Here is a 19,837-nt window from a genome sequence, read left to right on the forward strand (position 1 = left end):
CGATCATGGGTTGAGGCGGATTGCTTGCTGGGAGCGCAACTGGTGGTGTGCATAGTCTGGCACGCATGATTGCGGGTCTTGCCGCATCCTGACGCCCTGGCTAAGAAAGTGACACCATGTGAGGGGCGTTGCCCCCTTGGAACCCCCAATTTCGGGCGTTCCTATGCTGAAAACAGGTGGCTGGTGTTCGTGCATATGGCCAGTTCGCACGAGCGGCACCTTCGCCGCATGGGCCGGGTGGGCAGGCAGCGACGATAATCACACATTGCGGTCATCGTGTCGGGGGCGATGACCGCAATGCTCTACACCGGGTGTAGGGGCGGATCTGGTGTCCGCCCCATCGCCATGCACCGCAGGCATCGAGGCCCGATCCGATGCTTACGGCGAGTTCCGATGCGCTCCACGCCAACCGCATCGCTCACATCGAAGGTGTGTTCGATGACGACAATGACATGCGGCGTGGGCGGACACCAGGTCCGCCCCTACGGCGATGATGGCATCGCGCGCACGCCCGGCACATCAGATCGCCCCGTGTACCGCATCCCGATGCCCGAACAAAGTGACACCATGGGAGGGCGTTGCCCCCTTGGAACCCCCAATTTCGGGCGTTCCTATGCTGAAAACAGGCGGCTGGTGTTCGTGCATGTGGCCAGTTCGCACGAGCGGCACCTTCGCCGCATGGGCCGGGTGGGGAGGGTTGGCTTCTCGCCCTATTCCACTATCATTTCTTGCCCTTGGTGCCTTGGCGTCTTGGTGGTAAAACCGTTCTTTTGTCTTCGTGGCAAAAAAAACCCGCCGCCCATGCGGGGCGGCGGGGGGAGCGTGCGAGCTAGTCGCGGGTGAGCTTGCGGTACACGATGCGGTGCGGGGTGTCGGCGGCCTTGCCCAGGCGCTTGCGGCGGTCCTCGGCGTAGTCGGAGTAGTTGCCGGGGTACCACACCACCTGGCTCTCGCCCTCGAAGGCCAGGATGTGCGTGGCCACGCGGTCGAGGAACCAGCGGTCGTGGGAGATGATCACGGCGCAGCCGCCGAAGTTCTGCAGGCCCTCCTCCAGCGCGCGCAGGGTGTGCACATCCAGGTCGTTGGTCGGCTCGTCGAGCAGCAGCACGTTCGCGCCGCTCTTCAGCACCTTGGCCAGGTGCACGCGGTTGCGCTCGCCGCCGGAGAGCGCGCCGACCTTCTTCTGCTGATCCGACCCGGCGAAGTTGAAGCGCGCCACATAGGCCCGCGAGTTCACCTGGCGGCTGCCCAGCTGGATGATCTCCGCGCCCTCGCTGATCTCCTCCCACACGGTGTTGTCGGGGTTGAGCGTGGCACGGCTCTGGTCCACATAGCCCAGCTGCACCGTCGAGCCGACCGCCAGCTCGCCGGAGTCGGGGGTCTCCTGCCCGGTGATCATGCGGAACAGCGTGGTCTTACCAGCGCCGTTCGGCCCCACGATGCCCACGATCCCGCCAGCGGGCAGCTCGAAGTTCAGGTTCTCGTAGAGCAGCCTATCGCCGTAGCCCTTGGCCACGCCTTTGGCCTGCACCACCACATTGCCCAGGCGCGGCCCCGGCGGGATGAAGATCTCAAGCTCGCGCTCGCCCTTCTCGGCGCTCTGGTTCAGCAGCGACTCGTAGGCGGTGATGCGGGCCTTGTTCTTGGTGGTGCGGGCCTTGGGGCTCATGCCCACCCACTCAAGCTCGCGCTTGAGCGTCTTCTGGCGCTGAGACTCGTCCTTCTCCTGCTTGGCCAGCTGCTCCTGCTTCTGGCCCAGCCAGGATGAGTAGTTGCCGCGCCAGGGGATGCCGCGCCCGCGGTCTAGCTCCAAGATCCAGCCCGCGATGTTGTTGAGGAAGGCGCGGTCGTGGGTGACGGTGATGACGGTGCCCTTGTAGTCTTGCAGGTGGCGCTCCAGCCAGGCCACCGAGTCGGCATCGAGGTGGTTGGTCGGCTCGTCCAGCAGCAGGATGTCCGGCTCCTGCAGCAGCAGCTTGGTGAGCGCCACGCGCCGCCGCTCGCCGCCGGAGAGCACCGCCACCGAGGTGTCGGCGGGCGGGCAGCGCAGCGCGTCCATGGCCAGCTCAAGGCGGCTGTCCAGATCCCAGGCGTTGGTGGCGTCCAGCTTGTCCTGCACCTCGGCCTGCTCGGCCAGCAGCGCGTCCATATCGACATCTGGCTCGGCGAACCTCTCGTTGATCTCGTCAAACTTGCGCAGCAGATCGACGATCGGCTGCACGGCCTGCTCGACCACCTGCCGCACGGTCAGGGTATCATCCAGCTGCGGCTCCTGCTCAAGGTAGCCGATGGTGTAGCCGGGCGAGATGGTGATCTGGCCGTTGTAGGACTGATCGACCCCGGCCATGATCCGCAGCAGGGTGGATTTACCCGCGCCGTTCAGGCCGATCACGCCGATCTTCGCGCCGTAGAAGTAGGAGAGCGAGATGTCCTTGATCACCTCTTTGTTGGGCGGCACCACCTTGCTCACCCCGATCATAGAGTAGATGACCTTCTGCGTATCCGTCACTCAGAACCTCTCTTGCTTGCATGAATACAGGCGCTCGCCGATAATAGCGGCGCTCGGGCTACACAGTGTAGCACAAGAATCCGCCGCGCTAGCGCGCCCCGCCCCGCCAGGCATGGTCTAGGTGTTCGCAGGCAGAACGCAGATTCTTTTGCCACCAAGACTCCAAGGCTCCAAGGAGCAACAAGAACACCTTTACCACAAAGGCACAAAGACGCGCAGCATCATGCTGCGCGATACAGCAATCGCCCCCCGCCATCCCACAGCAAAAAAGGCAGCCACCAACACTATGAAGCTCGGCACTATGCTACCCAAGCCACCCCAGCGCGCCGCCTCGCGCTACTGGGAGATCGACGCGGCCCGCGGGCTAGCCGTCATCCTCATGGTCTACTTCCACCTGATGTGGAACCTGTACTACTTCGGCGTGTCGCAGGTGAATGTGTTCATCGCGGGCTGGCAGGGCTTTGCGCGCGGCATCGGCTCGGCATTTATGCTGCTGCTGGGGCTGTCGCTGGCCATCCGGCGCGAGAAGGTGACGGGCGAGCTGGTGCCCTACCTGCGGCGGGCGGCGCAGATCTTCGGCTGCGGGCTGCTGGTCACAGCGGTGACATTTGTGGCCATGCCGCAGGAGTACATCGTCTTCGGCATCCTGCACCTGCAGGGTGTGGCGCTGCTGATCGCCTACGCCAGCGCGCGGCTGCCCGCCTGGGCCAACGTGCTGGCGGGCGTGGTGGCGGTGGCCATCGGCGCGGCGGTGGCCAATGTGTTCAGCCCCGACCCGTGGCTCATCCCCTTCGGCGTGCAGCAGTACGACCGCGCCATGGCCGACTACTACCCGCTGTTCCCGTGGCTGGCCCCGGCGCTGTTCGGCGTGGCAGCGGGCAAGCTCTTCTACCCCGGCGGCCAGCGCAGCTTCGCCCTGCCCGAGCTGGGCGGGGCCGCCCCGCTGCGCTGGCTGCGCTTCCTCGGCAGGCACTCGCTGATCATCTACCTGCTGCACCAGCCGCTGATCTTCGCGGCGCTGGCCCTGCTGGGCCTGGGGTCGCTCTAGCGGCTAGGCCGTGCGCGCATCGCCTAGCAGGGTGTCGATAGGCAGATCATCCAGGCTGGCCAGCGCCTGGGGCGAGCCGCCGCCGCGATCGAGCGCCACCGCGCCCATGCCCGCCGCCCGCGCCGCCGCCGCGCCCGCCGGGCTGGCCAGCACCAGGCAGCGCTCGGGCGGGATGCCCAGCAGCCGCGCCGCAGCCGCGGCCATGTCGGCAGCGCCCGCGCTGGCCGGGGAGCCGCCCACGTCGGCGTCGAGCATGTCGAGCAGCGACACGCCTGCGGGCAGCGCGATGCCCAGCGCCTCGCCCATCAGGCCGCCGCCCTCCACAAAGGCGCTCACATCCACCCCGCCCAGCACCGCCCCCGCGTGGGGCAAGGACGAGGCCGCCGCCAGCTTCAGGCCCTGGTCTTTCATGCGCAGCAGGAAGCGCAGCGTGTCGGGGTAGACTGTGAACTCGCCGCGCTGGACCAGCTCCTCCAGCATGGCATCTTTCTGCACGCGGTAGAGGGTGGCGCGGCTGCCGTCCGGGTCGGGGATGTGAAAGACATCCAGCAGCGCCTGGGCGACGCGCTCGGGCGACTGGCCGTCGACCAGCGCCAGGTAGCGCTCGCGGGTGAAGGCCTGCGGGTTGTAGTGGATCTCGGGCTGGATGGGCAGCCACTCGCCCATCATCAGGCGGGCCAGCGCCTCGCGCCAGGCCTGCTCGTGGGGCAGCGCGGCCAGCACGCCATCGATATCGAGGATCACTGCCTGGTAGCGCATGGGGTTGCTCCTTTTCTTCGCGCCGCCGCTGCGCGGCACCATGGGCGACGCCGCACCACCTGCGCGGCCAGTGGCCGGGGTGGCGCGGCGTCGCTTTTGATCACACACCTGTGGGGCGGGCTACTTCCCCGTCACATCGCGCTCCCAGGCCTGCTGGGTGTTCTTCACGGCCTGCTCGCCCACGCCGGTGTCGACCTGCTCGCCCTCATCGATAAGCTCGCGCACCACCGAAAGCGGGATGTGCTCGCTGATATCGATCAGGATGGGCGTGATCTCCTTCAGCGTGCGCTGGGCCAGCTCGGCGGTGGAGGGGTGCTTTAGCGCCAGGCCGGTGGTGTGCAGCATGGTGTGGGCCATGGCCAGCAGCGAGAGGGCGGTGTAGTCGTCGCGCAGCATCTTCGAGACGGGGTCGCCGCGCACCTTATCGGTCAGGCCCGCAAACACGCCGGCCACCGCGCTCACCACCTCTTTCACTGGCGATGTGGCGCTCTCGCCCAGGTGCTTCAGGTGCGCCTCATACGAGCTGATCTGGCTTTCGAGCACGGCATCCAGCCGCGTGATGATCGGGTAGGCCGCCGTATCGGCCTTGGCGCGATCGTCGTGCAGCTGGCGCTCGACAGCCTCGTGGATATGTTTGGTCAGCGCAATCGTGTCGCCCACATAGCGGGTCAGCGCGTCGTTTGCCTTGCTGCCCTTCTCGTGGGCGGCTCGCTGGGTTCCTGTCATTGTATCTCTCCTTCTTCATCGAATGAGCCTGACAATCCATCCAGGGCGGTGGGAAGCGGGCCAGGCAGCCACACCTTCCACCATACGGCCAATAGAAGCAAGCCATGTGCCAGCGCCGCACAGCAAAGGCACCGCCAGCTGGCGGTGCCCAGGGTGCGGGGGCCTGATCTGCGCATGTGGCTAGGGCGAATCGGCCAGCGCGTCGGGGGCGGGCTGGGCGGCGCTGGCGGCACGCCAGTTCTGGGTGCGCAGCCGCCGCCCCAGCGAGACGGCCAGATTCTGCATCATATGCATGCCCATGCGCGGGTCGTCCTCGGCCAGGGTGTCCAGCGTCTGCTGCGAGAGCGTGAGCACCACCGCGCCATCGGGGCCAGCCAGCAGATCGGCGCTGCGCGGCGCGCGGTCGAGCAGGGCCAGCTCGCCCACTACGTCGCCGCTGTGGGCCACCGCCAGCTTGGTGGGGCTGCCGTGGCGGCCTAGCTCGGCGTCGGGGCGCAGCCACACCTCCAGCGTGCCATCCTGCACGATGTACATCTCGTCGCCGATCGTGTCGGCCCGCGCCACCATCTCGCCAGCGCCGTAGCTGTGGGTCTGCACCAGCGAGGCCAGCCGCAGCCGCTGGGCGTCGCCCAGCATGCCGCCCAGCTCGCAGCTGCGCAGGAACTGCGCGGTGGCCTGGATATCGGCCACATCCTGGTGCTCGGGCGCGGGGCCATCGGTCTCGGGCGGCAGGCCCAGGAACTGGGCGATGTGGCGCAGGGTCGGCACCGTCTGCTCGAACTGCGGCCAGTGGCCCGCATTTGGCACCAGGCGCAGGTCGGCGCGCGGCCACTCGTCGGCCACCGCGCCAGCGTCGCGCAGCGGCACGATATCATCCTCTGCACCCCAGATCACCAGCGCGGGCGGCTCGATCCGGCCCAGCTTGCCACGCAGGTCGCCGTGCTTCATCGCGCGAAAGCAGATCGCGCGGATCTTGCCCTGGCCGCGCCTGCGGGCGTCGGCGCGGATGCGCTGGTAGTCGTCGGCGTTCAGCTGGGCGCGCTCGGCGAAGTTGGATGGCTTGAGCAGATAGTCGGTGTAGTCCAGCGGGGTCTGGGCCAGAATGTAGATCAGCCATTCGAGAAAGGGGAAGCGCTCGACCAGCACGTGCGGCGCGATCAGCATGTTCACGCGCTTGGAGAGCCTGCCGCTGAGCGCGGGGTTGAGCAGCACCATGCGCTCGATCACCATCGGGTTGCGCAGCGCCAGGGTGGCGGCGATCTGCCCGCCCATCGAGTGCCCCAGCACCAGGATGGGTCGGTCGCTCAGCTGCTCGATGATCTGCCCGGCCAGATCGGCGTAGCCATCGATGGTGGGCGGCGTGGCGGGCGCGGGCGACTTGCCGAAGCCCGGCAGGTCGATCGCGTAGCAGCGGTAGCGCTTGCGCAGCGAGGGCAGGATAGGTGCCCACGTGAACGACGAGCTTGACCAGCCGTGGATGAGCAGGGCGCGCGGCGCATTGATCGGGCCATCTTCCTCGATATGCACGCGCTGGCCGTTGAAGGAGTACATCGGCATCGTTTTGCTCCTGGTGCGGCGTCGGGGGGCATATGCGGCCACCGAGGCAGGCAGCCGCCGTAGCAACAGGCAGGCCCGCGCGCCAGGGCAGGGTGGCCCAGGCGCGCGACAGGGTGCGCTACTTCAGCGGCTCAAGCGCATCCAGCGCAGGGATGAACAGGCTGCTGTAGATCTCGTCGTGCGAGGCCTTGGGGCTGACCACCAGCACCACGTAGGTCTCGCCGCCATCCTCGGCCAGGGCCAGGTCGCCGATCTCACCCTGGATGTTCAGCGTGTAGAGCTTCCAGGTGAGCTTCGCGCTGGTGTGGTCGCCCGAGGAGGCCACGTCATCGGTGATGCTGAACTGCTGCTTGAGCAGGTCGAGCGTCTGTTCGGCGCTCTGGGCGGCGCGGAACTGCAGGATGGCCAGGTCGCCGGTCTTGTTGGCGTAGGCCACGTCGCTCACCTGCTCCCAGCCCTCGGGCACCACGCTCTTCACGTGGCCGTCGGTGATCTCCACGCTCTTCAGCGTGATCGGCCCCTCGGGCACGGCGAACTCGGGGCCTTTCAGGTCGGCGATGCAGGCCGAGTCAGGCTGCTTGGTCGGGTCATCCAGAAAGGCGGTGGTGATGTCGGTGGCGCAGCCGCCATCCACACTCTGGCCGTGGCCATAGCCGGGGAAGTTGAAGTAGAAGCTCTTCGTGAGCGTCTTGGCGGCCTCCTCGGCGTCGGCGGGCGGCGTGGCGGGGTCGTACTCGCCCGAGAGCACCAGGGTGGGCAGGTCGCTACTCACGGCCTGGTTCTCGTCGGCCGGGGCCTTGCCCGCATCCCAGGCGTTACAGATCGGGGTGTAGTTGCCCGCATCGAACAGGCCGCGCTGCTCGGGGTAGGCATCGTCGGCGGCGGCCAGCTGCTCGGAGGTGTCGAAGGGGATCTCCTCGTTGCAGCGCACGGTGTAGAGCATGCCCACACTGATGTCTTTGTTCTGCATGGTGCTCAGGTAGGCCAGCCGCACCAGCAGCGAGTAGTCCTTGCCCGCCGCCGCATCGGCGATCGCGCGCGGCATCAGCGGGATGGCGCTGGTCTGGTAGAGCGCGAAGAACAGCGTGCCGATCACGCTATCGCCGCTCAGCAGCACCTTGTAGGTCTTGCCGTCATCCGGGTCGGTGGCCTCCTCGGTCACCGGGTTGGCGTTCAGCTGGTCGACCAGCTTGTAGAAGGTGTCCTTCAGGTTGGGGTAGGCCGTGTTGCAGGCCTCGTCCTTGGCGCAGCCCTCGAAGAAGGTGGTAAACGAGCGATTGGCATCCACCGGGGTCTCGGCCTCGCTCGACTGCAGCGGCACGACAGAGTCGAGGATCACGCTGCGGATGCCATCGGGGTGCTCGCGCATGGCCGTGAGCGCGAGGCGCGTGCCATACGAGATGCCGTAGACGTTCCACTCCTTGTAGCCCAGCGCCTGGCGCAGGTCGTCCAGGTCGGCGGCGCTCTCCACGCTGTTGTAGGCGGTGAAGTCCACCCCCTCTTTGGCCAGCCGGTCGTGGCACTTGAACAGCGCATCGTTGATCCGCTTGGTCGACTCCTCCAGCGTGTAGTGCTTATCCAGCTGGTAGTAGGCCTCGTCGGTATACTCCTGGCAGGCCAGGCTTGGCTCCGAGTAGCCGGTACCGCGCTGATCGAAGATGATAAAGTCGCGGTCGCCCGCGATCGGCGCGAAGATCCGCTCGAAGTTCTTCGACCAGCCCGAGAGCGCGTTGCCGCCGGGGCCGCCCTCCAGGTACACGATCGGGTCGGGCTTGGGGTTCTTGCTGGCGGTCTTGAAGATGCCGACGGCGATCTTCACCGTGCGCCCGTTATCCTTGGTGCGGTTCTCGGGCACGGTCAGGAAGCCGCACTCGACATCCAGGCCGCTGGGAACCTCGAACATGCACTTGGCACTGGCGTAGTTGCCATTGCCCTGGGCTGCGGCGGTGGCGCTTGGCTCGCCGCCTGCGGTGGCCTCGGGCGAGGCGGCTGGCGCGGCGGTCTGGCCAGCCGCCACCGTGGCCTGGGGCTGCGGGGTGGCCTGCCCAGCCGAGGGGCCGAGCGAGCATGCAGAGAGCAGCGTGCCGATAAGCAGCGCGCCGAAAAAGCGAGAACGCATAGTGATCAGAGGCTCCTTCCTGGCGATGGGTAGCACCCCACCGCGTACAATCTGACAGGCACATCATACCATTTTCAGCCGCCCGACGTCGGCCATGGCGCGCGCACCAGCAGCGCCAAAGCATTCTCGTTCGGGGGTGGGTAAAAAAACATGGCAGAATCAGGGAAGTGCAAGCATCTCACGTCTAGGCGCGGCAAGATGTTGCGATCGCGCCAGGCGACCATGCGGGTTGCAAAAACCATTATCGACGCGATATACAGGCTGCCGAGGTTCCGCTAGGAAAAAGCAGCCAGCCTGCGCTAAAGGCGGCGTTCTTGCTACGGTGAGGATTATGGCCAGTTGGCATCTCGGTACGCCTTCGCCGGATGGGCGAGGCCGACATGATGCTTGCACAGCTCGACATGACGCTTGCACAGCTCGACATGATGCTTGCACGGCTCAACATGATGCTTGCACAGCTCAACATGATGCTTGCACGGCTCAACATGACGCTTGCACGGCTCAACATGATGCTTGCACAGCTCGACATGATGCTTGCACGACTCAACATGACGCTTGCACAGCTCGACATGATGCTTGCACGGCTCGACATGATGCTTGCACGGCTCGACATGATGCTTGCACGGCTCGACATGATGCTTGCGCCGCATCCAAATGCCCATAGCCAGTTCACCGGCCCGCCACACAAAACCGCTGGCCCCTGGTGCGCGCCTTCCGGCGGCATAGCGCCAGCAGAGCACAGGAACATCTGCTTGTCCCACTGGCAGATTGATGGCTTGGCGGTATGCGCTCCCGTTTTCTTCCCTGCGTATGCTCGCGCCTTCATGGTATTCGTATTCTTTTGCTCCCTTGGTGGATTGGCAGCTTGATGGTAAACCATGTGACAGCGCAGCCATCCTAACCCGCACGCAAAACATCCCCGCGCTACGCATAACCATGGTATGATAGAGCATCGTTTGCAGCTGTACCATATGACACCCAGATCCGTACCGACATTTGAAGCGGCACCGCTCGACAGCTACGCCGAGCGGATCACCACCGGGGTCGCCATGCTCGGCGGCATCCTGATGCTGCCCGCGCTCTTCTCCTACCTCAGCCGCATCCCGATCCCGGCGGCGGTGGTGGCGGTCGGCATCGCGGCGGCCCTGGCGATCTTCCTGCTGCTCAACTACGCCATCCAGCCCACCCGCTACGAGATCGGCGCGACCGAGCTGATCATCCGGCGGCGGCTATGGCGGCGGGTGCGGCTGCCCTACAAGCAGCTGCTGGGGGTCTCCGAGGCGGCGGCCATGGCCGAGGTGCCGCGCGTTGGGCTGCGCTCGGCCTTCAACGCCGGGGTGTTCGGCTACGAGGGGCCATTCCAGCTGCAGCCCTACGGCAAGATCGCGCTCTCGGCCACCAACCGCGAGCGGCTGGTAGCGCTGGCGCGGATCGACCACATGCCGCTGCTGATCAGCCCGGCCAAGCCGCGCGACTTCGTGGCGGCGCTGCGCGAGGCGCTGCAGCGGGCCGACCCATAGCGCGCGGCGGCGGCCACGCGGGGCGGTGGCCAGCAGCCCGCAGACCGGACAAAGCTATGCCGCAGTTCCCACAAGCCAGCCAGCTAAGCCTGCCCTGCCGATTCGCACAGGTGGTGCCCGGCGCGCTCCACGCCGACGGGCGGCGCTACCTGCCGCTGCTGATCTTCAGCCTGCCCGGCGGCCTGCAGCTGGGCGTGGTCGACCGCCACCACCGCGTCGATCTGACCCAGGCGGGCCGCGAGGGCAGCGCCCAGCTGGTATTCCTGCTCAGCACCATCCGCATGCAGCAGGGCGAGCGCCACGCAGGCCTGCAGGCCGAGCCAGATCTGGGCGGCAGGCCCAGCACCCAGCCCACCGCCAGCGGGCGCGTGCTGGCCGTGCCATCGTGGGAGACCGAGAAAGAGCACCTGCCTTACGAGATGATGTACACCGAGCTGCTGCTCGATGTGGGCCTGGGGGTGATCGGGGTGCGCACCCATATGACGGCCCAGCGGCTCGATGAGGCGCTGGGCCAGCCGCAGCTTGCGGCTGGCGACTGGATCGATGTCGGGCGCTCGCGGATCGATATTCTGGCATTCCTGCCCAGCGCGGGGGGCCAGCAGGGCGCAAGCGCCACATCACCCTAGGGAACTAGCTGGTTCAGCCATCTTAGTCTGCATCACAAAACCATGATCGAATGCATCCCTAACTTCAGCGAGGGCCGCCGCCCCGAGATCATCCACGCCATCGCCGACGCCGTGCGCGCCGTCTCGGGCGCATATGTCCTCGACATCCACATCGACCCCGACCACAACCGCAGCGTCATCACCTTCGCAGGCGAGTTCGACGCGCTGGCCGAGGCCGCCTTCCGCGCCGCCGAGGCCGCCACACTGCTGATCGACATGAACCAGCACAAGGGCCAGCACCCCCGCATCGGCGCGACCGATGTGATGCCCTTCGTGCCTCTGCGCGGCGCGACCATGAACCAGTGCATCGAGCTGGCCCGCCTGGTCGGCAAGCGCATCGGGGCCATGCTCGACATCCCGGTGTATCTCTACAGCGCCGCCGCCACCACGCCCGAGCGCCGCGAGCTGCCCAACCTGAGAAAAGGCGAGTACGAGGGCCTGCGCGACAGCATCCAGCACGACCCCGCCCGCGCCCCCGACTACGGCCCGGCCCGCATGGGCACCGCCGGCGCCACCGTGATCGGCGCGCGCGAGCCGCTGATCGCCTACAACCTCTTCCTCAATACCAGCGACGTGTCGATCGCCAAGCATGTGGCGCGCGCGGTGCGCGGCTCCTCGGGCGGGCTGCGCGGCGTGCGCGCCCTAGGCATGCTGGTGGGCGGGCGCGCCCAGGTCTCCATGAACCTAGTGGACTACCGCCACACGCCCATCCACCGCGCGGTGGACATGGTGGCCCGCGAGGCGGCGGCCTACGGCGCGCAGGTGACGGCGGGCGAGCTGGTGGGGCTCATCCCCGAGGACGCGCTGATCGAGGCGGGCAAGGTGGTGCTGCGCCTGCCGCACCTGGCCGACGCCCAGATCCTTGAGCGCAGGCTGGCCCAGGCGATCGAGATCGACAACGAGCGCAAGAACGCCAAGACCCTGCGCGCCCGGCTGGCGGCGCGGCGGGCCGAGCAGCGGTCGAACCACAACGGGGCCGCCAGCAACGGCACTGGCAGTCCGCCCTTCCCGCTCGAATCGCAGATGGACACGCTCTGGTCGCACTCGGTGCAGGCCCTGGCCGCCGCCGTGCAGGAGCTGACATCGGCTGGCATCCAAGAGCGGGTGCGCGCCATGCTGCGGGTGCTCGGGCGCGAGCTGATCGAGCTGACCGAGGAGGAGCGCTCGCCCAACGTCACGGTGCGCGCCCAGGCCCTGCTGCTGATCGCCCGCCGCGCGGTCAAGGCCACCGAGTCGCTGGCCTCGCTGGCCGCCAGCGACGAGACCTCGCGATCGATCATCGTAGTGCATCTGGCCCACTCGGTGGCCACCACCGCCCGCCTGCGCGCGCTGGACATCCTGCCCCAGCTTGAAGAGCAGCAGCGCCAGCTGCTCGACCAAGAGTTTGCTATCTACACCCAGCGCGCCCGCGATTTGCTCGCGCGGATCGACCCCCTGGCCTAGTACGGTGGCATACCATGTGCAGAAGCCAAAGCGGCACCATAACACCACCTATCACGATCCAAGAGCGCATTCTAGCGCACTGTTTTGACGCTCGCCTTTGATTGTGATAAGATACACAGGTGCCTACGAAGGCACAAAGTGAAGAAAGGACAGAAAATGTTCTCGAAGGTTCGTACCCTGATGGCGGGCGTCGCGGTTGTTGGCGCATTCGCCCTTTCGGCATGCGGCGGCGGTGGCGGCGGCGGTGGCGGCGGCGGCCTGACCCTCGACACCGGCGACGCGATCTCCTTCAAGGAGACCAGCCTGAGCGCTGCTGCAAACACCCCCGTCACCCTGACATACAACAACAAGTCGGCTGGCCTGCAGCACAACTTTGTGCTGGTCAAGGGCGGCGACGATGTGGCTGCCGAGGTCAACACGGCGGGCCAGGGCGAGGCCGACTACGTGCCGAAGGGCAACGAGAACGTGCTTGCCGCAGGCACCGTGCTCGACAGCGGCAAGAGCGAGACGATCAACATCCCGGCGCTTCCGGCGGGCACCTACACCTACATCTGCACCTTCCCCGCGCACTACGACGCCGGCATGAAGGGCACGCTCACCGTCAAGTAAGCGCGCCCAACGCCACAGGCACACCCAAGGCAGAAGGCTCGGCCGCCAAGGCCGCCGCCATCTGCCTTTTCTTATGTCAGCTCCGGCATCTCCACCGGATCCTCGCGCGGCTCGCACACCCCGCAGAACAGCGCCCGCGCCGTCACCACCGCCTTCTGCTTGCCCTTCACATCGGCATAGAGCGCCACAATATGCGGTAGCTCGCGGGCGTGATCCTTGCACACCGCCCGACCGCAGAACACACACGCCCCATGCGCCGGGCGCTCGCAATGCCAGCAGTTCATTCTATCCCCTCTTACAGCCGAATCTCGCCCTGAGCAAATCGTCAGGAAAAGCGAAGAAAGCAATACTTCACAGGAACCCTGCCCGATAGTAGTATAACGCCGATCTTTTCTTTTATTGGAAAGGTATGCGACTATGAAGGCGTCTTGGCACTGGAAGCTCACCATTCTTGGCAGCACGATCGCCTGCGCAGCCATGATGGGCATGCAGGCGGCCCAGGCCACCCCCCCCAGCAGCGCAGCGGAGACACTGGCCGCCCAGGGTGCGGCGGCACAGGGCAGCGAGTATGCCTTCACCATCGACCACGAGGATGGCGCAGGCATGTACCGTGTGGCCACCGGCAAGCTGGTGCGCAACCTGATGCCGGGCGATGATCTGCGCCCAACATGCTCGATCGCCGCCGGTGATGACAATGTGGTGTCGATCGCCAAGGCCTACAGCGGCAGCCGCGCTCAGATCTTCCGTTTCAACGCATCGACAGGCCGCTATATCACCACCCTGTCCCCTGACGCCGAGCTGGGCTGCCCCAAGCTGCTAGCTGGCGAGGGCCGCACGCTCTACGCGCTCAGCACCAAGCTGAAGCTCTACCAGATCGACCCCAAGACCGGCGATGTGATCGGCACGCTGTTTGATCTTTCCAGCGCCTACCCCGATCCTTCCACGCCTTCGTTTACGGCGAGCGATGTGAAGATCGGGCCACATGGCTATATCTATCTGCTTGATAATCTCAACAAGGTAATCGTGCGCTTCGACCCGCGCGCCAAGGCATTTCTCAGCCCGGTTCGGCTGGATGCGGCAGGCCAGGCGCTCGGCTGGGAAATGGCCTTTGCCCCTGATGGCAGCTTCATCACCATCGAAGATCCGGTCAATCGCACCGGCACATCTGGCCCCTACAAGGGGAAGATCTTTCATTTCTCCACCAGCGGCGCGCTGCTGAGGGCGGTTGAGACCGACATCGAGCTGGCAAACTGCATCACCTACGGCCCCAAAGATACGCTGTATGTCTGCGACCAGCACGACATCAAGCGCTTCTCGTGGCCGGATGGCAAGCCATCGGGCAGCTTCCTGAAGAAAGATCTGACGACCGATCTGGTCTTCGCGGGGCACGGCAAGAGCCGCCACCACCACCGCGCCACCATGGGCGTGGTGCAGCGCGCCCAGCCCAGCGGCGCGGTTCGGACGGGCGAGCAGCTGACCTACACGATCGTGGTGCGCAACCACGGGCAGGGCAGCAGCCAGACCACCCGCGCCACGCTGGGGCTGGACCCCGCGCTGGTGCAGCTGCTCAGCGCCAGCTTCAGCCGGGGCGACTCGTGGGTGCGCGAGGCCTCGGCCAGCCAGGTCACGCTTAGCTTCGGCCCCATGCGCCCCGGCGACACCCTGACCGCCACCGTGGTGCTGCAGGTGCTGCCCACCGCGCCCGTGGGCGCCACCATCGGCGGGCGGCTGACCACATCGTGGGATGATGCGGCGGACGGCGGCGCGGGCCAGAGCAACCTGGCCCAGGTGACGGTGGCCGAGCAGGCCGCCAGCGCCCCCGCCGCCACCCTGGCCATCGCCACGGCGGACGGCGGCCTGCGCATCCGCGCCCAGGGCTTCATCCCGGGCGAGCCGGTGGCGCTGTGGGCCAACACCACGGGTGGCGCGGTCGCCGAGCTGCCCCGCACCGCCGCCGACGATGAGGGCGCGCTCGACGCCACGCTGGCCCCGGCAACCCTGGCCCCTGGCAGCTTCGCCTCGCTGGTCGCCCACGGCGTCTGGAGCGGCACCGAGCTGGTGGGCGCACCGTAGCGCCTGCCACAAATCCATCGGGCCAACCATTTCTGGAAGGTCGAAAAAGAGCCACTCAATATTGGGTGGCTCTTTTTATTTTATTTTAGCACACAAGCACATATAGCATAGACATATCCAAAATAATAAACACCATGCTATTTCTACGCATATTATTCACAACTATACGCTATTTTGTACGCAATATTAATAATATCATCCAATTTCCAGAATACCTTCTCTCTATTTACATTATCTAACCATACCTTTTGCATTCATCCGGATAAAATCACATAAAATAGTGGAAGCACACCTAGTAAAACACTACACTATTCTCATATAAGAAGTGCTTTACTACAAAGGATGTGTCTATGTTTTCCTCCATCGCTCGCTGGAAGACCGCCATAGCCGCTATCGCCATCGCATCAATGGCCCGCCGCCAGCTACAAGGCCTGTTCGAGGGCACATACATTGCCGCTAGCGCGTTCCTGACAAAAAAAGCAGAAAGCTGTCAGTCTATGCGTTTCTTTTCGCCATCTCATTCGGCTATGCTAGATCAACATGAACTTGTCACTCTTTTTCCTGAAATGAAAGCGGTCCAAGTCCAATGATCAAACGAAACACCCAAGCGCTAGCGCTCCTGGCCTGCACCGCGCTCCTGGCCGGGGCTGCCCCGCTGGCGGCCAATGCCTCAACCCAGCCCGCCGAGGGCCAAATCTACAGCGTCTACTTCCCCTATGTGCGCAGCCCCAACAACCACCGGCTCCTCAGCTCATTGGCCAAGACCTATACGAGCCAGTGCTGCAACAGCCTCGGCGTGAGCAGCCTCGATGGTAGCAAGACACAATCGCTGCCCCTGCCGATCGAGGTCGAAGCACCCATTATGCACGGCACCTACGGCGGCAGCTGGGCGCCCGAGGGCGATCAGATCGCCTACTACTCCACCATCAGCGACACCATCTCGCTGCACACTATCGACAGCGGCATCACCAGCATGATCACGATCACCACCGACCTGCCCACCGCCAGCACCTACGAGTGGGCACCAGTGGGCACCAAGCTGGCCTACACCGCAGCAGACGGCACCTATGTGAGCGACAGCCACGGAGGCACGCCCACCAAACTGCTCGACACCACCGGCCAGCGCCTGCTGTGGTCGCCCGATGCGCGGGGCCTGGTGGTGGCCTCGGCAAGCGCCACGGTGACAGACACCGAAGATCTGGTATTTGCGGATGTGGCCGGAGGCGGCAGCGCCAGCATAGCCGAGGCCGCGCTCTCGAATACGGCGCGCTGGTCGCCCAAGGGCGGCGTGGTCGCCTTCGCCACCGCCAGCCAGGTGGCGCTCTTCACCACCGCCGACCGCAGCCTCGCCAGCATCAGCGCCGATGTGGGCAGCGCCGATAGCTACGCGGGCGAGTGGTCGCCCGATGGGGCGCATTTCGCCTTCCTGCACGGCCAGAAGCTCTCGGTCTACACCCTGGCCGACAAGAGCACCAAGGAGATCGCCGCAAACGCCAGCAGCTTCTCGTGGTCGGCCACGGGCAGGCTGGGCTATGTGACTAATGTAAACAGCGAGACGGAGCAGGGCACGCTGAAGGTAAGCAGCGGCGATGGCAGCAGCGCGGTAGATGTGGCTACCAAAGTCTACAGGTGGAATTCGACGTGGTCTTGGTCGCCCGATGGTGCACAGCTGGCGTTTTACGGCGTACCCGCAGTGGCCGGTGCCAGCAGCAGCGCACAAGGAATCTACATCGCAGCGGCGGATGGCTCGCAGCCCAAATTCATTGATGCGGGGTTTTCACAAATAGCCTGGTCGCCTGACAGCAATGCGCTGGCAATCTCGACGAACAGCGGGCTACCGCCAAGCATAGAGCAAACCCAGATCGTCCATACCGACGGCACCAAAAGCGGCAGCGCCGCCGGAAACTGGCCCGAGTGGTCCCCCGATGGGGCATATGTGATCACATACGATGGGATGTCAAAGGGGCCACACGTAGCGGTGTTCACCATCCTCGACCAAAATGGCTCGACGATCCGGTCGATTGATGCCACCATGGGCAGCGGCTACACCTGGTCGCCCGACTAGGCCAGCGCCGCCGCCAGCGCCACATCGGCGCGCTGCGCGGCCACCAGCCGGATGCTGCCGCGCAGCTCGGCGGGCAGCGCCGCCAGCTCGGCGGCGGTGGCGGCGGGCAGCACCACGCTGGCGGCCCCGGCCCGCTGGGCCGCCAGCAGCCGCTCGCGCAGCCCCGGCGCGGGCAGCAGCCGCCCGCCCACGGTGAGCGCCCCGGCCAGCGCCAGCCGCGCCTGCGGCGGCCTGCCTCTGGCCAGCGAGGCCAGCGCCGCCGCCACCGCCAGCCCCAGCGCGGGCGTGTCCGAGGCCAGCGCGCCGCTGGGGATGTGGATGTGGATGTCGTGCGCGGCGAAGAAGCCCGCATCCAGCCCCAGCGCGGCGGCCTCGGCCCGCACCCACGAGAGCGCGGCCTGCGCCACCTCGTACACCGCATCGCCCGCGTGGCCAGTGAGCATGAAGCCCAGCCCGCCCGGCATGGCCGTGGCCTCCACCAGCAGCATGTCGCCGCCCTCGGGCGTGAGCAGCAGCGCGGGCACGGTGCCGGGGCGCGGCGGGGCCGCCAGCTCGTCGGGGGCGTGGCGCTGGCGGCCCAGGTAGGCCCGGGCCGCATCCTCATCCACCAGCCGCATGGCCAGGGCGCGGCCCTCGGCCACCTCCGCCGCCAGCTTGCGGCAGATCGTGCCCAGCGCGCGGTCGAGGCCGCGCAGCCCCGGCTCGCGGGTGTACTCGGCCACCGCCACCCGCAGCGCCCCATCGGTCACGCGCAGCTGGTCGGGGTGCAGGCCATGGGCCTGCAGCTGCGCGGGCAGCAGGTGGCGGCGCGCGATAGCCAGCTTCTCGCCCAGCGCGTAGCCCGCCAGCGCCACCGGCTCCAGCCGCGCCGCCACGGCGGGCGGCACGTGCTCCCACACCTGCGCGCTGGCCACCACCAGCGCGGGCGCGAGATCCCAGGCCACCCCATAGTAGCCGTCGCGCAGGCTGCGCGGCGCATCCAGCGCGGCCAGCAGCGCCTGTGCTGCCTCGGCGCGCGCCGCTGGTGCCAGCGCATCCACATCTTCCAGCAGCAGCACCGCATCGCTGGCCCCGGCCCGCGCCAGCGCCGCCATGATCAGGCCAGGGCCAGCCGGGCCGCCCAGCAGATCAGCGGGGCTGCGCGCGGCGGCCAGCGACACGCGGGCCAGCGGGCGGCCCAGCGCGGCGGCCAAGGCCCGCGCCAGGTGCGAGCGCCCCACGCCAGGCGGCCCCACCAGGCAGGGCACCGTCTCGGGCAGGGACTCGCCCCGCCGCAGCGCCAGGTGGTCTACCAGCAGGGCCTTGGCCTCATCCAGCCCGTAGGCCGCCGCATCCAGCGCCTGCCGCAGCTGCCCCAGGTCGGCGGGCGGCCCGGCCCGCTGGCCCCACGGCAGCGCCAGCAGCCCCTCCACATACGCCGCCGCCGCGCGCGGGTCGGCAGCGCCCTGGCGGATCTGGCCCAGCGCGCGGCTGGCCGCAGCCTTGGCCTCGGCGCTCATCGCCGAGGCCCGCACCCGCGCCAGCAGCTGCTCGCCATCGGCGAGCGGCGGCTCGGCAGGCTGGGCCGACAGGGCGTGGGCGCGCTGCGCGAACCGCCCCACCTCGCGCGAGAGGATGTCGCGCAGCAGCTGCAGCTTGGCCTGGGCCGTAGGGGCCGAGAGGATCGACTCGCGCTCGTCGGTGGGGCTGCGGAACAGCATGTGGCTGGCCACCAGGTAGGCTAGCCGCAGCGCGTCGTGCTCGGACGCCAGCTGGGCGGGCAGATCGTCGCTGGGCGCGGCCAGCTGGGCCAGCATACGCTGGGCCAGCATGCGCACCTCGGCCACCAGCGCCGCGCTGGCCTGGGCGTCGCCCAGCTGCTCGGGCACGATCTGGAAGCGCGCCCGCAGGTAGGGCGTGTGCTGCGTGATCTCCTCGATCTGGATGCGGTCGATGCCCTCGATCGCCACGCGCAGCGTGCCATCTGGCAGGCGCAGCAGCCGATGCACCACCGCCAGCGTGCCCATGGGGAAGAGCGCGGCGGCCTGGATCTGCTGCGGGCGGCTGGGCGTGCGCAGCGTCGAGCAGGCCACCAGCTCGCCCGCCGCCAGCGCCTCGTCGACCAGCTGCACCGATGAGGGGTGGCTTACCGCCAGCGGCGTGACCATGGTGGGGTAGGCCAGCAGGCCGGCCAGCGGCAGCAGCGCGATCTCGCTGGGCAGCGCGGGGCGAAAATCGCCAAGCGCATCATCGGGCAGCATGGGATCGTAGGTCGGCGGTTCGCTCACGGTGGCCTCCTCGAACATCGCTCCACGGCATACGAATGCGTTACACCTGCGCGGCTGCTAGGATTATAGCATTCTCTGCAAGCGGGCAATCTGTTTACCACGAAGACCCGAAGGCACGAGAATTTTCACCACCAAGACTCCAAGAGCAACAAGAACCATATACCACCAAGACTCCAAGGCTCCAAGGGTAACAAGAACCATGTACCAGCGAACCAAGTGAACGCTCGACCAAGGCAAACCCCACCCACCAGGCCCATGCGGCGAAGGTGCCGCTCGTGCAAACTGGCCATATGCACGAACACCAGCCGCCAGCGAGCAGCATAGGAACGCTCAAAATTAGGGGTTCGCAGGGCACACACCCACCAACCACGAGGAACCGCCAACATGATCGAAGCCGCCAATGATCAAACCTGCTGATTCACCCGCCCGCCTTTACCAGCGGCGCAAGCAATTTTCACTCCGGCGCAAGCCGTTTTC

Annotated in this window: 16 protein-coding genes; 9 read left to right on the forward strand and 7 right to left on the reverse strand. The window is 66.7% G+C overall.

All coding sequences use genetic code 11. The annotated features are described in order from the left end of the window. Positions 1-829 precede the first annotated feature (829 nt). Positions 830-2,509 (reverse strand): energy-dependent translational throttle protein EttA, encoded by a 1,680-nt coding sequence (ettA, locus tag F8S13_16710; protein ID KAB8141782.1) that lies wholly within the window; start codon positions 2,507-2,509, stop codon positions 830-832. Between the two features lie 223 nt (positions 2,510-2,732). Between ettA and F8S13_16715 the strand changes: the two genes are divergently transcribed. After that, positions 2,733-3,557 (forward strand): DUF1624 domain-containing protein, encoded by an 825-nt coding sequence (locus tag F8S13_16715; GenBank protein ID KAB8141783.1) that lies wholly within the window; start codon positions 2,733-2,735, stop codon positions 3,555-3,557. 3 nt (positions 3,558-3,560) lie between these two features. Here F8S13_16715 and F8S13_16720 read toward each other — a convergent pair whose 3' ends face one another. From F8S13_16720 to F8S13_16735, 4 genes are all read right to left on the reverse strand, one after another. Further along, positions 3,561-4,316 carry an HAD family phosphatase gene (locus F8S13_16720; protein KAB8141784.1) on the reverse strand — a complete coding sequence of 252 codons (756 nt, stop codon included), beginning with the start codon at positions 4,314-4,316 and terminating at the stop codon, positions 3,561-3,563. A 120-nt stretch (positions 4,317-4,436) separates the two neighbouring features. Then, positions 4,437-5,042, reverse strand: a complete 606-nt coding sequence (locus tag F8S13_16725) for a hypothetical protein (GenBank protein KAB8141785.1) — start codon at positions 5,040-5,042, stop codon at positions 4,437-4,439. 180 nt (positions 5,043-5,222) lie between these two features. Beyond that, a complete protein-coding gene (locus tag F8S13_16730) occupies positions 5,223-6,599 on the reverse strand; it encodes an alpha/beta fold hydrolase (protein ID KAB8141786.1) in 1,377 nt (458 codons plus the stop codon). 118 nt (positions 6,600-6,717) lie between these two features. Next, a complete protein-coding gene (locus tag F8S13_16735) occupies positions 6,718-8,718 on the reverse strand; it encodes an alpha/beta hydrolase (GenBank protein ID KAB8141787.1) in 2,001 nt (666 codons plus the stop codon). A 380-nt stretch (positions 8,719-9,098) separates the two neighbouring features. Here F8S13_16735 and F8S13_16740 point away from each other — a divergent pair, with 380 nt between their 5' ends. From F8S13_16740 to F8S13_16760, 5 genes are all read left to right on the forward strand, one after another. Continuing rightward, positions 9,099-9,587 (forward strand): hypothetical protein, encoded by a 489-nt coding sequence (locus F8S13_16740; GenBank protein KAB8141788.1) that lies wholly within the window; start codon positions 9,099-9,101, stop codon positions 9,585-9,587. 102 nt (positions 9,588-9,689) lie between these two features. Continuing rightward, a complete protein-coding gene (locus F8S13_16745; protein ID KAB8141789.1) occupies positions 9,690-10,238 on the forward strand; it encodes a hypothetical protein in 549 nt (182 codons plus the stop codon). A gap of 56 nt (positions 10,239-10,294) precedes the next feature. Further along, positions 10,295-10,864 (forward strand): hypothetical protein, encoded by a 570-nt coding sequence (locus tag F8S13_16750; protein ID KAB8141790.1) that lies wholly within the window; start codon positions 10,295-10,297, stop codon positions 10,862-10,864. 42 nt (positions 10,865-10,906) lie between these two features. Continuing rightward, entirely contained in the window at positions 10,907-12,346 is a 1,440-nt protein-coding gene (ftcD, locus tag F8S13_16755; protein KAB8141791.1) for a glutamate formimidoyltransferase, read from the forward strand. Positions 12,347-12,502: 156 nt separating this feature from the next. Continuing rightward, positions 12,503-12,955, forward strand: a complete 453-nt coding sequence (locus F8S13_16760; GenBank protein KAB8141792.1) for an auracyanin — start codon at positions 12,503-12,505, stop codon at positions 12,953-12,955. Between the two features lie 71 nt (positions 12,956-13,026). On the opposite strand, the gene F8S13_16765 is transcribed toward F8S13_16760, so the two are convergent. Further along, complete coding sequence (locus F8S13_16765) at positions 13,027-13,239, reverse strand: hypothetical protein (GenBank protein ID KAB8141793.1); 213 nt, start codon at positions 13,237-13,239, stop codon at positions 13,027-13,029. Between the two features lie 133 nt (positions 13,240-13,372). Between F8S13_16765 and F8S13_16770 the strand changes: the two genes are divergently transcribed. From F8S13_16770 to F8S13_16780, 3 genes are all read left to right on the forward strand, one after another. Further along, a complete protein-coding gene (locus F8S13_16770) occupies positions 13,373-15,028 on the forward strand; it encodes a DUF11 domain-containing protein (protein ID KAB8141794.1) in 1,656 nt (551 codons plus the stop codon). 350 nt (positions 15,029-15,378) lie between these two features. Continuing rightward, positions 15,379-15,618: a hypothetical protein gene (locus F8S13_16775; GenBank protein ID KAB8141795.1), complete on the forward strand. Its 240-nt coding sequence runs from the start codon at positions 15,379-15,381 to the stop codon at positions 15,616-15,618. Continuing rightward, on the forward strand, positions 15,615-17,093 hold the full coding sequence (locus F8S13_16780; protein ID KAB8141796.1) for a hypothetical protein: 1,479 nt from the start codon (positions 15,615-15,617) through the stop codon (positions 17,091-17,093). Before F8S13_16775 ends, F8S13_16780 begins: the two co-directional genes overlap by 4 nt. On the opposite strand, the gene F8S13_16785 is transcribed toward F8S13_16780, so the two are convergent. Then, complete coding sequence (locus F8S13_16785) at positions 17,090-19,378, reverse strand: AAA family ATPase (protein KAB8141797.1); 2,289 nt, start codon at positions 19,376-19,378, stop codon at positions 17,090-17,092. The two genes, F8S13_16780 and F8S13_16785, sit on opposite strands and share 4 nt — an antisense overlap. Between the last annotated feature and the right edge of the window lie 459 nt (positions 19,379-19,837).

The sequence above is a fragment of the Chloroflexia bacterium SDU3-3 genome (assembly GCA_009268125.1).
Taxonomy (GTDB): Bacteria; Chloroflexota; Chloroflexia; order Chloroflexales; family Roseiflexaceae; genus SDU3-3.

Excerpts from the sequence above, each read along its gene's own strand:
- F8S13_16785 (KAB8141797.1), bottom strand. The coding sequence starts at position 19,378 with ATGTTCGAGGAGGCCACCGTGAGCGAACCGCCGACCTACGATCCCATG.
- F8S13_16780 (KAB8141796.1), top strand. The coding sequence starts at position 15,615 with ATGATCAAACGAAACACCCAAGCGCTAGCGCTCCTGGCCTGCACCGCG.
- F8S13_16760 (KAB8141792.1), top strand. The coding sequence starts at position 12,503 with ATGTTCTCGAAGGTTCGTACCCTGATGGCGGGCGTCGCGGTTGTTGGC.
- F8S13_16725 (KAB8141785.1), bottom strand. The coding sequence starts at position 5,042 with ATGACAGGAACCCAGCGAGCCGCCCACGAGAAGGGCAGCAAGGCAAAC.
- F8S13_16765 (KAB8141793.1), bottom strand. The coding sequence starts at position 13,239 with ATGAACTGCTGGCATTGCGAGCGCCCGGCGCATGGGGCGTGTGTGTTC.
- F8S13_16745 (KAB8141789.1), top strand. The coding sequence starts at position 9,690 with ATGACACCCAGATCCGTACCGACATTTGAAGCGGCACCGCTCGACAGC.
- F8S13_16750 (KAB8141790.1), top strand. The coding sequence starts at position 10,295 with ATGCCGCAGTTCCCACAAGCCAGCCAGCTAAGCCTGCCCTGCCGATTC.
- F8S13_16770 (KAB8141794.1), top strand. The coding sequence starts at position 13,373 with ATGAAGGCGTCTTGGCACTGGAAGCTCACCATTCTTGGCAGCACGATC.
- F8S13_16730 (KAB8141786.1), bottom strand. The coding sequence starts at position 6,599 with ATGCCGATGTACTCCTTCAACGGCCAGCGCGTGCATATCGAGGAAGAT.
- F8S13_16775 (KAB8141795.1), top strand. The coding sequence starts at position 15,379 with ATGTTTTCCTCCATCGCTCGCTGGAAGACCGCCATAGCCGCTATCGCC.
- F8S13_16735 (KAB8141787.1), bottom strand. The coding sequence starts at position 8,718 with ATGCGTTCTCGCTTTTTCGGCGCGCTGCTTATCGGCACGCTGCTCTCT.
- F8S13_16720 (KAB8141784.1), bottom strand. The coding sequence starts at position 4,316 with ATGCGCTACCAGGCAGTGATCCTCGATATCGATGGCGTGCTGGCCGCG.
- F8S13_16715 (KAB8141783.1), top strand. The coding sequence starts at position 2,733 with ATGCTGCGCGATACAGCAATCGCCCCCCGCCATCCCACAGCAAAAAAG.
- F8S13_16740 (KAB8141788.1), top strand. The coding sequence starts at position 9,099 with ATGATGCTTGCACAGCTCGACATGACGCTTGCACAGCTCGACATGATG.
- ftcD (KAB8141791.1), top strand. The coding sequence starts at position 10,907 with ATGATCGAATGCATCCCTAACTTCAGCGAGGGCCGCCGCCCCGAGATC.